Source organism: Pseudomonas sp. RC2C2, assembly GCF_018390435.1.
Lineage (GTDB): Bacteria > Pseudomonadota > Gammaproteobacteria > Pseudomonadales > Pseudomonadaceae > Aquipseudomonas > Aquipseudomonas donghuensis.
Genome location: NZ_JAHBAX010000001.1, coordinates 3,322,700 through 3,334,862 on the forward strand (window position 1 = coordinate 3,322,700; position 12,163 = coordinate 3,334,862).

The following is a 12,163-nucleotide window of genomic DNA, read 5'->3' on the forward strand; positions in this document are numbered from 1 at the left end:
CCACGATCTGGAGGGCCACTGGCATGGAACGACTAATACGCGTTCTTGGCGCCTTGACCCGCTGGGGGCTCGGCTTCAGTGCCTTGCTGGCGGTGCTGGTGGCGCTGTATGTCAGCCTCGGTCGGCAGTTCATTCCGCTGGTGGCCGAGTACCGCGCCGAAGTCGAAACCAAGGCCGAGCAGGCCCTGGGCATGCCGGTGCATATTGGTGCCCTGGAAGGGCACTGGAGCGGCCTGGCGCCGATTGTACGGGTGCGTGATATCCAGGTCGGCGAAGGGGCAACGGCCCTGCGTCTGGACGGCGTCAAGCTGGTGCCCGACCTCTGGGCCAGCCTGGTCGAGCGTCAAGTGCGCCTGGCCAACCTCGAGGTCGGTGGCCTGCAGCTCAGTCTGCGCGAAGATGAAAATGGCGCCTGGGCTCTGGAAGGGCTGCCGAAAAAAGACGACAAGCCGCTGGACCCCGAGCAACTGCTCAAGCAAATCCAGGTGGTGTCCAAGGTCACGGTGGTCGACAGCCAGGTGACGCTGCAGGCGTTCCAGCGCGAGCCGATGACCCTCACCTACGTCAGCCTTGGCCTGCAGACCGGCAGCGTGCGTCAGCGCCTGGATGCGCGGGTGACCCTGCCCGATGGCCAGCCGCTGGCGTTGAGCCTGCGCAGCCGCATCCGCCCAAGCCAGTGGCGCGACGGTGAAGTCGATGCCTACCTGAGCTTGCCGCAAAGCGACTGGGCGCGCTGGCTGCCACCTCGCCTGCTGGGCCAGTGGCAGGCCACCGAGCTGCGCGCGGGTGGCGAGCTGTGGGCGAACTGGGGCAAGGGCCAGTTGCAAAGCGCCATGGTGCGCCTCAATGCGCCGCAGCTGCGCGGCAACTATGCCGAACGCAAGCCGGTGCAGGTCGATAACCTGGCCCTCAATGCCTGGTTCCAGCGAAGCGAGAAGGGGCTTGATGTGCTGGTCGACTCCCTGGCCATGAGCCTGGGCAAGACCCGTTGGGAATCCCACGTGCAGCTCAAGCAGACGGCAGCGACCGAGTCGAGCGATGAAACCTGGGCGATCCAGGCCGACCGCCTCGACCTGACGCCCGTCACGCCGCTGCTCGATGCCTTGGCACCGCTTCCGGAAAAACTCATGGCGGTAGTCGATGGCCTCAAGGTCACGGGGGCCTTGCGCAATGTGCGTCTGGATATCCGGCCTAAAGCCCAGGGTGACCAGCGCCTGAGCTTCGCTGCCAACCTGGAGCGGGTAGGTTTTGATGCCTATCACGGCGCCCCGGCGGCGGGGAATGTCAGCGGCAGCATCAGCGGCGACCTCGGCCAGGGCGAGCTGCGCCTGGATACCGATGTCTTCATGCTGCACCTGTACCCGATCTTCGAGAAACCCTGGCACTACCAGAAGGCCAATGCACGGCTGACCTGGCGCCTGGACCAGGAAGGCTTCACCTTGATCGCGCCGTACCTCAAGGTGCTGGGCGATGAGGGCAAGATCGCCGGCGACTTCCTGATTCGCCTGCTGTTCGATGAAACCCGCGAAGACTACATGGACCTGCGTGTCGGCCTGGTCGACGGCGATGGTCGCTACACTGCCAAGTACCTGCCCGAGGTGCTCAGCCCGGGGCTGGATGAATGGCTGCGCACGGCAATCCTCAAGGGCGCGGTTGATGAAGGGTATTTCCAGTATCAGGGCTCGATCAATCACGGTGCCCCGGCGCAGGCCCGGAGCATCAGCCTGTTCTTCAAGGTGCACGATGCCGCCCTGGACTTTCAGCCGGGCTGGCCGCAGGTGCAGAAAGTTGCCGGTGATGTGTTCATCGACGACGCTGGCGTGCGCATCAAGGCGCAAAGCGGGCAGTTACTCAATACCCAGGTGCGTGACGTTGAGGTCAACATTCCCCATGTCGTGGCCGGTGAACACAATCACCTTTATCTGGACGGTGAATTCGACGGCGGGCTCGGCGATGGCCTGAAGATTCTCCAGGACGCCCCGATCGGCACCGGGCCGATCTTCGCCGGCTGGGAAGGCGAGGGCAGCCTCAAGGGCAAGCTGAAGCTGGATATCCCCTTGGCCAAGGGGCAGAAGCCCAAGATCGTGGTCGATTTCGCTACCGGCGATGCACGGTTGAAGATCGCCGCGCCAGCCTTGGAGCTGAACCAGCTCAAGGGCGATTTCCGCTTTGACTTCGACAAGGGCCTGAGCGGCGAGAACATCAGCGCACGGTCCTTCGACAAGCCGATCACCGCGCAGATCTTTGCCGAAGGCAAGTCCGGCCAGTTGCAAACTCGCGTCAACGCCAAGGGCCAGATGCCTGTCAAGGCGCTGACCGACTGGCTGCAGGTCAAGCAGGCCCTGCCGCTGTCCGGCGAATTGCCTTATCAGTTGCAGGTGAGCCTGGGCAGTCGCGAAAACCTGCTGACGGTCGATTCCAGCCTCAAGGGCTTGACGGTGGACTTGCCAGCACCCTTTGGCAAGGCTTCCAGTGAAACCCGCAACAGCCAGTTCAGCATGACCTTGCAGGGGCCGGAGCGGCGTTTCAATGTCACTTACGCCGATGTCGCCAAGGCGTTCTATGCCGCGCCCATGGACAAGCTCGACCAGGGGCGTGGCGAATTGCTGTTCGGCGCCGGGACCGTCCAGTTGCCACCGGGCCAGGGCCTGCGGGTGCGTGGCCGCCTGGCGGAGCTGGACCTGGAGCCCTGGCAGAAGCAGCTTGATCGCTTTGCCGGCAATGACCCGAGCGGCAGTGCCAAGCAGATGCTGCGCGGCGTCGACCTGAGTATTGGCCAGCTCAAGGGCTTTGGCCTGAACCTGGCCCAGGCGGTGGTACGTGTGGACCGCAGCGGCAACCTGTGGGCCTTGCGCCTGGACAGCAAGGAACTCATCGGCAACGCCCGCATCCCTGATGCCAAGGGGGCGCCGATGGTGATCAACCTGCAGACCATTCACCTGCCGCCCGCCGACCCCGCTGAAGTCTCTTCCGATGACGGTCCGGATCCGATGGCCAACATCGATCCGCGCAAGATTCCAGCCGTCGACCTGACCATCGACAAGCTGTTCCGCGGTGACGACCTGCTCGGCAGCTGGGCGGTAAAAGTTCGCCCGACCGCCAAAGGTATCGCTCTCAACGACCTCGACGTCAGCGTCAAAGGCCTGCAGATCGACGGCAACGGTGGCTGGGAAGGCGCGCCGGGGGCCAGCGCCAGTTGGTACAAGGGCCGCCTGGAAGGCAAGAACCTGGCTGACATCCTCAAGGCCTGGAACTTTGCCCCGACGGTCACCAGCCGTGATTTCCGCCTCGATGTCGATGGTCGCTGGCCCGGCTCGCCTGCCTGGGTCGGGCTCAAGCGTTTCTCCGGCAGCCTCGATGCTGCCTTGCGCAAAGGTCAGTTCGTTGAAGTGGAAGGCGGCGCCCAGGCGCTGCGGGTGTTCGGCCTGCTCAACTTCAACTCGATTGGTCGGCGCTTGCGCCTGGACTTCTCCGACCTGCTCGACAAGGGTCTGAGCTACGACCGGGTCAAGGGCCTGCTGGTGGCCAGTGAAGGGGTCTACGTGACCCGCGAGCCGATTACCCTGACGGGCCCGTCCAGCAACCTGGAACTGGATGGCACCCTGGACATGGTCCGTGACCGGGTCGACGCCAACCTGTTGGTGACCTTGCCGGTGACCAACAACCTGCCGATTGCCGCCCTGATTGTCGGGGCGCCGGCCATCGGCGGGGCATTGTTCCTGGTTGACCGGCTGCTCGGTGATCGGGTGGCGCGATACGCCAGCGTGCATTATCGCGTCGAGGGTCCGTGGAAAGAGCCTAAGATAAGCTTTATCAAACCTTTCGAAAAAACACGCTAGGAGCCGGCATGAAGTCAGCGGTTATCCAGATGGTCAGCCAGAGCGACGTTCTGGCCAACCTGGAGCGAGCCCGGCACCTGCTTGAGCAGGCGGCCGCAGGTGGCGCGCGGCTCGCCGTGCTACCGGAAAACTTCGCCGCCATGGGCCGGCGCGACAGCGCTGCAATCGGCCGCGCCGAAGCGCTGGGCGAAGGCCCGATCCTGCCCTGGTTGAAACAGACTGCCCGCGACCTCAAGTTATGGATAGTGGCCGGGACCTTGCCGCTGCCGCCGGTCGGCCAGGCCGAGGCCAAGTCCCACGCCTGTTCCTTGCTGATCGATGAACATGGCGAGCAGGTGGCGCGCTACGACAAGCTGCACTTGTTCGATGTCGATGTGGCGGATAACCGCGGCCGCTATCGCGAATCCGATGACTATGCCCACGGCGGGCAGGTGGTGGTTGCCGATACCCCGGTGGGTCGTCTGGGCCTGAGCGTCTGCTATGACCTGCGCTTCCCTGAGCTGTACAGTGCGCTGCGCGAGGCCGGGGCCGAATTGATCAGCGCCCCGTCGGCCTTCACTGCGGTGACCGGTGCAGCGCACTGGGAAGTGCTGATACGCGCACGGGCCATTGAAACCCAATGCTATGTCCTGGCCGCAGCCCAGGGCGGCACCCACCCGGGGCCACGGGAAACCTATGGCCATGCGGCGATCGTCGACCCCTGGGGGCGCATCGTCGCCGAACAGGCCAGTGGCGAGGCCGTGCTGCTCGGCGAGCGCGACAGCAGCGAACAAGCGTCCATCCGGGCGCGGATGCCGGTGACCTTGCACCGGCGCTTTTTCTCGCAGGACGCCTTGCGGCCTGCGCACACCTCGGAGTGACTATGAGCCAGATGTTATCCACTGTCAGCGAACACCTGCTGGCGCCGGGCGGCCTGACCCTCGACAGCCTGCAGTCAGTGCTGGGCGAGCTGGCAGGGCCAGGCATCGATGCCGCCGACCTGTACTTCCAGGGGCAGATTTCCGAATCCTGGGCACTGGAAGACGGCATCGTCAAAGAAGGCAGCTTCAACCTCGATCAGGGCGTGGGCGTGCGTGCCCAGTCCGGCGAGAAGACCGGGTTTGCCTACAGCAATGCAATCAATCTCGAAGCCCTGACGTCGGCGGCCCGCGCGGCCCGGTCGATCTCCCGTGCCGGGCAGAATGGCAGTGTGCAAGCGTTCAACAGCCAGGACGTCGTCCAGTTGTATGGCACCGACAACCCGCTGGAAGTCATCAGCCGCGCCGAAAAGGTCGACCTGCTCAAGCGGGTCGACGCCGCCACGCGCAAGCTTGATCCACGCATCCAGCAAGTCACCGTCAGCATGGCCGGGGTCTGGGAGCGCATCCTGGTGGCCGCTGCCGACGGCAGCCTGGCGGCCGACATTCGCCCGCTGGTGCGTTTCAACGTCAGCGTGATTGTCGAGCAGAACGGTCGCCGCGAGCGTGGCGGCCATGGCGGTGGCGGGCGTACCGATTACCGCTATTTCACTGACGAGCGGGTCATGGGCTTTGCCCGCGAGGCCCTGCGCCAGGCGCTGGTCAACCTTGAAGCGATCCCGGCGCCGGCCGGTACCTTGCCGGTGGTGCTCGGTTCGGGCTGGTCCGGCGTGTTGCTGCACGAGGCGGTGGGTCATGGCCTGGAAGGTGACTTCAACCGCAAGGGCAGCTCGGCCTATAGCGGCCACATGGGCGAAAAGGTGGCTTCAAGCCTGTGCACCATCGTCGATGATGGCACCCTGGAAGGGCGTCGCGGTTCGCTGAGCGTCGATGACGAAGGCACTCCGACCGAGTGCACCACCCTGATCGAGAACGGCATCCTCAAGGGCTACATGCAGGACAAGCTCAACGCCCGTCTGATGGGCATGGCGCGCACCGGTAATGGCCGCCGCGAGTCCTATGCGCATCTGCCGATGCCGCGCATGACCAACACCTACATGCGTGCTGGCGAGAGCGACCCGGCAGAAATCATCGCCTCGGTGAAAAAGGGCATCTACTGCGCCAACCTCGGCGGCGGACAGGTGGACATCACCAGCGGCAAGTTCGTGTTCTCTACCAGCGAGGCGTACCTGATCGAAGACGGCAAGATCACCGCTCCGGTCAAAGGCGCAACCCTGATCGGTAACGGTCCGGAAGCCATGAGCCGGGTATCGATGGTCGGTAACGACCTGGCGCTGGACAGCGGTGTCGGTACCTGTGGCAAGGATGGTCAGTCGGTGCCGGTGGGTGTCGGCCAGCCAACCCTGAAGATCGATGCGATCACCGTCGGTGGCACGGGCGCATGAAGGTGAAACCGGGCAGGCAGGGCGCCTGCCCGTGTGCGGGGCTCAACGCAGGCCGCGTTGGATCTCGTCGAGCTCGCGGATGTATTTGAAGATCTTGCGGCTCGCGGTTGGCGCTTTGTTGCGCGCCAGCTCGTGCTGGGCCTGGCGGATCAGCGAGCGCAGCTGCTGGCGATCGGCATCCGGATACTCCTGGACAAATTTCTCCAGGACTTCGTCGGTGCCGTCGATCAGCCGGTCGCGCCAGCGTTCGAGATTGTGGAAGCGCTCGTTGTATTGGCGCGAGGAGGCGTCGAGCTGGTCAAGAAGCGCATTGATCGCGTCGATGTCCTGGTCACGCATCAGCTTGCCGATGAACGATTTATGACGTCTTTTCGCCTCGTTCGCGGTATGCCGCTTGTGTTCTTCCAGGGCCATGCGCAGTTCGTCGGTCAACGGCAGTTTGGCCAGGGTGTCGGGCTTGAGCGTAGTGAGGCGCTCGCCCATATCAACCAGCGCCTGCATCTCGCGCTTGATCTGGGTTTTGCTTTTTTCGCCGTCAAAGGCGGTGTCGTAAGAATCAACCATGGGGGCAGTCCGCTGAGAATCGCCGCCATGATAACCAGTCGGGGGCCGCTTGTCCGGTCCGGTCGTAGATTGACCCGCGCCGAACGCAGAATTTGAGTGGAGAAAACCATGAGTGCAGTCCAGAGCGTAGGTCCACAGGCCCTGCCGGCGTTGCAGGAGCAGGTCGAGCAGATCATCGCCGAAGCCCGGCGCCAGGGCGCCAGCGCCTGTGAAGTGGCGGTATCGCTGGAGCAGGGGTTGTCGACCTCGGTGCGCCAGCGCGAAGTCGAAACCGTGGAGTTCAACCGCGACCAGGGCTTCGGCATTACCCTGTACGTGGGGCAGCGCAAGGGCTCGGCGAGCACGTCGGCCAGCGGCAGCGAGGCGATCCGGGAAACCGTCGCCGCCGCCTTGGCGATTGCCAAGCACACCTCCGAAGACGAGTGCGCCGGGCTTGCCGATCCGGCACTGATGGCCCGTGAACAGCCGGATTTCGACCTGTACCATGCCTGGGACATCACCCCCGAGCAGGCTATCGAGAAGGCGCTTGAGTGCGAGGCTGCGGCCTTCGACGCCGATGCACGGATCAAGAACGCCGACGGCACCACCCTTAACACCCACCAGGGCTGCCGCGTTTACGGCAACAGCCATGGCTTTATTGGCGGCTACGCTTCGACCCGGCACAGCCTGAGCTGCGTGATGATTGCCGAAGCCGACGGGCAGATGCAGCGCGATTACTGGTATGACGTCAACCGCCAGGGCGAATTGCTGGCCGACCCGCGCAGCATCGGCATTCGCGCCGCGCAACGGGCGGCCAGCCGCCTCGGCGCGCGCCCGGTGCCGACCTGTGAAGTACCGGTGCTGTTCTCCGCCGAGCTTGCTGGCGGTTTGTTCGGCAGCTTCCTCTCGGCGATTTCCGGCGGCAACCTGTATCGCAAGTCATCTTTCCTTGATGGCGCCATGGGCCAGCGCCTGTTCCCGAGCTGGCTGACGCTGGATGAGCGTCCGCACCTGCAAAGGGCGTTGGGCAGTGCGGCCTTCGATGGTGATGGCCTGGCAACCTACGCCAAACCGTTCGTCGAGAATGGCCAGCTTGTGTCTTATGTGCTGGGCACCTATTCCGGACGCAAGCTCGGCTTGCCGAGCACCGCCAACGCCGGTGGCGTGCATAACCTGTTCGTTACCCATGGCGTCGAAGACCAGGCGGCCTTGCTGCGGCGCATGGGCCGCGGGCTGTTGGTCACCGAGCTGATGGGCCATGGCCTGAACATGGTCACCGGTGACTATTCTCGTGGTGCCGCAGGCTTCTGGGTTGAAAACGGCGAGATTCAGTTCGCTGTTCAGGAGGTGACGATCGCCGGCAATATGAAGGACATGTTCCAGCAAATCGTCGCGATCGGTAATGATCTTGAAACCCGCAGCAATATTCACACAGGTTCGGTATTGATTGAGCGGATGACCGTAGCGGGCAGTTAAGCCCCTACCGGCCTCATCGCTGGCAAGCCAGCTCCCACAATGGTTCGATGTAAGCTGGACCTGTGGGAGCTGGACTTGCCAGCGATCGAGCGCGCAGAGCCCGTTCCTACACCCCCTGCAAAGCCCGGCCCTGTGTCGGGCTTTTTGTTTTTCTTTTTTCTCGCCCTTGAACTGATTCTGATTATCACCTAATAATGAATATCATTATCTCGGCGATGATGTTCATGAAACCAGTCCTCCACGAATTGCCCTACCTGGAAAACTGGCGCTGGCTGAGCCGGCGCATTCGCTGTGCCCTGGACCCGGACGAGCCGCGCCTGATCGAGCACTACCTCACTGAAGGCCGCTACCTGGTGTGCTGCACCGGTACCAGCGCCTGGACCGTCGCCCTGACTTCATTTCGCCTGTTGCTGGATACCGCCTGCGATCGTGCACTGCCCTGGCATTGGCGCTGCCTGTGCCTGGACCAGGCCTGGCGCCCGCTGCTGGAGCTGCGCAACCTAGATCGCCATGAACACAACCAGCGCTGGCAGCCCTTCGCCCTGCAATTGGCGAACTGCGTGCTGCTGCCTTCGATTTCCTACGATGAACTGATGCAAGGACTTGATGATGAGTAATACCCGTATCGAGCGCGACAGCATGGGTGAACTGCTGGTGCCGGCCGAGGCCCTGTATGGCGCCCAGACCCAGCGCGCGGTGAACAACTTTCCGATCAGCCAGCAACGCATGCCGACCCAGTTCATTCGCGCGCTGCTGCTGGCCAAGGCTGCCGCGGCCAAGGCCAATATCGAGCTCAAACAGCTGGACCCGGCCCGGGGCGAGGCGATCGTCAACGCCGTGGAGCAACTGCTGGCGGGCGATTTCATGCAGCACTTCCCGGTGGATATCTTCCAGACCGGTTCCGGGACCAGCTCGAACATGAACGCCAACGAGGTGATCGCCACCCTGGCCAGCCGCGTGCTGGGCGACACGGTCAACCCCAACGATCATGTCAACTGCGGGCAAAGCAGCAACGACATCATCCCCACCACCATTCATGTCAGCGCCGCGCTGGCCTTGCATGAGCAGTTGCTGCCGGCACTAAACCATCTGGTCAAGGTCATCGACGCCAAGGCTGAACAGGTGCATCCGTTCATCAAGACCGGCCGCACCCACCTGATGGACGCCATGCCGGTGCGCATGAGCCAGGTGCTGGGTGGCTGGGCGGCGCAGATCAAGGCGGCTATTGCTCACCTGCAAGCCACCTTGCCAAGCCTGCAGGCGCTGGCCCAGGGCGGTACCGCGGTGGGCACCGGCATCAATGCCCACCCTGAATTCGCTGCCCGCTTCAGCCGGCAACTGACCGCGCTGACCCGCGTCGAGTTCGTCCCTGGGGATAACCTGTTTGCCCTGATCGGCTCGCAAGACACCGCAGTGGCCGTTTCCGGCCAGCTCAAGACAACGGCGGTGGCGCTGATGAAGATCGCCAACGACTTGCGCTGGATGAACTCCGGGCCACTGGCGGGCCTTGGCGAAATCGAGCTCGAAGGCTTGCAGCCGGGCTCCTCGATCATGCCGGGCAAGGTCAACCCGGTTATTCCGGAGGCTACCGCCATGGTTGCCGCGCAGGTGATCGGCAACGACGCGACCATCGCCGTGGCCGGACAGTCGGGCAACTTCGAGCTCAACGTGATGCTGCCGATCATTGCCCAGAACCTGCTCAGCAGCATCGAGCTGATGGCCAATGCCAGCCGCCTGCTGGCCGACAAGGCGATTGCCAGCTTCAAGGTCAACGAGCCAAAACTCAAGGAAGCGTTGGCACGCAACCCGATCCTGGTGACCGCGCTGAACCCGATCATCGGCTACCAAAAGGCCGCCGAGATCGCCAAGACCGCCTACAAGCAAGGTCGCCCGATTATTGACGTGGCCCTGGAACATACCGACCTGCCGCGCAGCCAGCTTGAAGCGCTGCTCGATCCGGAAAAGCTCACCGCTGGCGGGATCTGAGCCGGTCCACCGCTCTGGAGGTTAGTCATGCAGCACTGGAAACGCACCACCGAAATTGCCAACCGCTTGTTCGAGCAGGGCGAGCTGGTCGATGCCCGCGAGTTGTATCTGCAGGCCCTGGCGCTTGCCCAGGTGTTGTTCGAGCGCTGGCATGACGCCGACGAAGCGGTGGCCGCTTGTGTCATCGCCCACCATAACCTGGCCGACTTGCACCTGCGCCTGAATCAGCCGCAGGAAAGCGCCGAGTACCTCTGCGCCATTCACCAGCGGCTGCTGCAGAGCGCCCAGGACCCACGCCTGGCGCCGAGGTTGCGTGAAGCTGCGCTGCGCCACAGCAGCAAGACCTACACCGAGTTGCTGAGCTTTATCAGCGAGTACGGCCAGTACCCGCGCACCGAACGTCTGCTCTACCGGCACGAGCCGCAGCCGGCCCTGCATGCCGGCCAGGAAAGCACCGCGCCTTCAGCCCTACGATATGGAATCCAGTGATATGCCTTATACCTTGCCTGCATTGCCTTACGCCTACGATGCGCTGGAACCGCACATCGATACCCAGACCATGCAGATTCACCACAGCAAGCACCACCAGACCTACATCAACAACCTCAATGCGGCGGTAGAAGGCAGCGAGTATGCCGAGTGGCCGGTGGAAAAACTGGTCGCCAGCGTTAAACAGCTGCCGGAAAAACTGCAGAACGCCGTGATCAACCAGGGGGGCGGACACGCCAACCACTCGCTGTTCTGGACGGTGATGTCGCCCAAGGGCGGCGGCTTGCCACAAGGCGCCGTGGCCAAGGCCATCGAGGAGCAATTGGGTGGCTTCGACGCCTTCAAGGAGGCCTTTACCAAGGCTGCGCTGACCCGTTTCGGCAGCGGCTGGGCCTGGTTGAGCGTGACCCCGGCCAAGACCCTGGTGGTCGAAAGCAGTGGTAACCAGGACAGCCCGCTGATGAACGGCAATACGCCGATCCTCGGCCTGGACGTCTGGGAGCACGCTTACTACCTGCTGTACCAGAACCGCCGTCCGGAATACATCAACGCGTTCTACAACGTGATCGACTGGTCCGAGGTAGAGCGTCGTTACGCAGCCGCGCTTGTGTGAGTCGCGCTGGTATGCGTTCGGATGTGATGTCCATTGCCGGAGTGCGGCTGTTTCGCCTGGCGCTCGGTACCCTGTTGCTGCTGGTCGGCTTCGCGCTGCTGGTGGCTCAGGGTATCGCCTGGCTTGATCTGGAGCCGCGCATGCTGCGGGCACTTGAAGGCGGTGCGCTGTGCGCCCTGGGCACTGCCCTGGGCGCCGTGCCGGTGCTGGTGATCCGCAACATGCCGGTGGCGCTCGCCGATACCCTGCTGGGCTTCGGTGCCGGGGTGATGCTGGCGGCCACGGCTTTCTCGCTGATCATTCCCGGGCTGGATGCCGCCCAGGCCATTGGCCTGGGTAAATGGGGCGCGGGTGGCTTGATCAGCTTCGGCTTGCTGTTCGGGGCCTTCTGTCTGTACCTGGTGGACCTGAAGGTCTCCGGCGCTTCACCGGAGGCGCTGGTCGGTACTGCCCAGCAGCCGGTGATCGCCGCGCGGATCTGGGTGTTCGTCATCGCCATCATTGCCCATAACATTCCGGAAGGGATGGCCATTGGCGTGTCTGCCGGCGGCGGCATGCCTGATGCCGACAGCCTGGCCATGGGTATCGCCTTGCAGGATGTGCCCGAAGGCCTGGTCATCGCCCTGGTGCTGGCAGGGGCGGGGATGGCCCGTTTCAAGGCGTTTCTGATCGGTGCGGCTTCAGGTCTGGTCGAGCCGCTGGCGGCAGTGGTGTGCGCCTGGCTGGTTAGCGTGGCGGAGTTGTTGCTGCCATTGGGGCTGGCCTGCGCGGCAGGTGCGATGTTGCTGGTGGTGACCCAGGAAATCATTCCGGAATCGCGCAGCAATGGCCATCACCGGCTGGCCAGTCTTGGCCTGTGCATCGGCTTCTGCCTGATGATGGTGATGGACACGGCGCTGTCTTGAGAAAACGGGG

General features: G+C 63.6%; 10 protein-coding genes. 9 read left to right on the top strand and 1 reads right to left on the bottom strand.

What is annotated here, in order from left to right:
* Positions 1-23: 23 nt before the first annotated feature.
* Genes KHO53_RS15335 through tldD form a run of 3 tightly spaced genes read left to right on the top strand, consistent with a single transcriptional unit; the run spans position 24 to position 6,141 of the window.
* A complete protein-coding gene (locus KHO53_RS15335; protein ID WP_213570475.1) occupies positions 24-3,839 on the top strand; it encodes a YhdP family protein in 3,816 nt (1,271 codons plus the stop codon).
* Between the two features lie 8 nt (positions 3,840-3,847).
* On the top strand, positions 3,848-4,699 hold the full coding sequence (locus tag KHO53_RS15340) for a carbon-nitrogen hydrolase family protein (protein WP_010223398.1): 852 nt from the start codon (positions 3,848-3,850) through the stop codon (positions 4,697-4,699).
* Positions 4,700-4,701: 2 nt separating this feature from the next.
* Positions 4,702-6,141 carry a metalloprotease TldD gene (tldD, locus tag KHO53_RS15345; protein WP_010223397.1) on the top strand — a complete coding sequence of 480 codons (1,440 nt, stop codon included), beginning with the start codon at positions 4,702-4,704 and terminating at the stop codon, positions 6,139-6,141.
* Between the two features lie 42 nt (positions 6,142-6,183).
* Here the strand turns inward: tldD and yjgA are convergent, their stop codons facing one another.
* Entirely contained in the window at positions 6,184-6,705 is a 522-nt protein-coding gene (gene yjgA / locus KHO53_RS15350) for a ribosome biogenesis factor YjgA (protein WP_010223396.1), read from the bottom strand.
* Positions 6,706-6,813: 108 nt separating this feature from the next.
* Here yjgA and pmbA point away from each other — a divergent pair, with 108 nt between their 5' ends.
* The 6 genes from pmbA (at position 6,814) to KHO53_RS15380 (ending at position 12,153) form a co-directional block, all read left to right on the top strand.
* Positions 6,814-8,160, top strand: coding sequence for a metalloprotease PmbA (gene pmbA, locus KHO53_RS15355; RefSeq protein WP_010223395.1), 1,347 nt, complete (start codon positions 6,814-6,816; stop codon positions 8,158-8,160).
* Between the two features lie 215 nt (positions 8,161-8,375).
* Complete coding sequence (locus KHO53_RS15360; protein ID WP_081492803.1) at positions 8,376-8,777, top strand: FagA protein; 402 nt, start codon at positions 8,376-8,378, stop codon at positions 8,775-8,777.
* Complete coding sequence (locus KHO53_RS15365) at positions 8,770-10,146, top strand: class II fumarate hydratase (RefSeq protein WP_159388156.1); 1,377 nt, start codon at positions 8,770-8,772, stop codon at positions 10,144-10,146. Before KHO53_RS15360 ends, KHO53_RS15365 begins: the two co-directional genes overlap by 8 nt.
* A 27-nt stretch (positions 10,147-10,173) precedes the next feature.
* Positions 10,174-10,635 carry a DUF2753 family protein gene (locus tag KHO53_RS15370; protein ID WP_010223392.1) on the top strand — a complete coding sequence of 154 codons (462 nt, stop codon included), beginning with the start codon at positions 10,174-10,176 and terminating at the stop codon, positions 10,633-10,635.
* 1 nt (position 10,636) lies between these two features.
* Entirely contained in the window at positions 10,637-11,248 is a 612-nt protein-coding gene (locus KHO53_RS15375) for a superoxide dismutase (RefSeq protein ID WP_010223391.1), read from the top strand.
* Positions 11,249-11,259: 11 nt separating this feature from the next.
* On the top strand, positions 11,260-12,153 hold the full coding sequence (locus tag KHO53_RS15380) for a ZIP family metal transporter (RefSeq protein ID WP_036993956.1): 894 nt from the start codon (positions 11,260-11,262) through the stop codon (positions 12,151-12,153).
* The last annotated feature ends 10 nt before the right edge of the window (positions 12,154-12,163 follow it).

Excerpts from the sequence above, each read along its gene's own strand:
- tldD (WP_010223397.1), top strand. The coding sequence starts at position 4,702 with ATGAGCCAGATGTTATCCACTGTCAGCGAACACCTGCTGGCGCCGGGC.
- KHO53_RS15360 (WP_081492803.1), top strand. The coding sequence starts at position 8,376 with ATGATGTTCATGAAACCAGTCCTCCACGAATTGCCCTACCTGGAAAAC.
- KHO53_RS15340 (WP_010223398.1), top strand. The coding sequence starts at position 3,848 with ATGAAGTCAGCGGTTATCCAGATGGTCAGCCAGAGCGACGTTCTGGCC.
- KHO53_RS15370 (WP_010223392.1), top strand. The coding sequence starts at position 10,174 with ATGCAGCACTGGAAACGCACCACCGAAATTGCCAACCGCTTGTTCGAG.
- KHO53_RS15380 (WP_036993956.1), top strand. The coding sequence starts at position 11,260 with ATGCGTTCGGATGTGATGTCCATTGCCGGAGTGCGGCTGTTTCGCCTG.
- KHO53_RS15375 (WP_010223391.1), top strand. The coding sequence starts at position 10,637 with ATGCCTTATACCTTGCCTGCATTGCCTTACGCCTACGATGCGCTGGAA.
- yjgA (WP_010223396.1), bottom strand. The coding sequence starts at position 6,705 with ATGGTTGATTCTTACGACACCGCCTTTGACGGCGAAAAAAGCAAAACC.
- KHO53_RS15365 (WP_159388156.1), top strand. The coding sequence starts at position 8,770 with ATGAGTAATACCCGTATCGAGCGCGACAGCATGGGTGAACTGCTGGTG.
- KHO53_RS15335 (WP_213570475.1), top strand. The coding sequence starts at position 24 with ATGGAACGACTAATACGCGTTCTTGGCGCCTTGACCCGCTGGGGGCTC.
- pmbA (WP_010223395.1), top strand. The coding sequence starts at position 6,814 with ATGAGTGCAGTCCAGAGCGTAGGTCCACAGGCCCTGCCGGCGTTGCAG.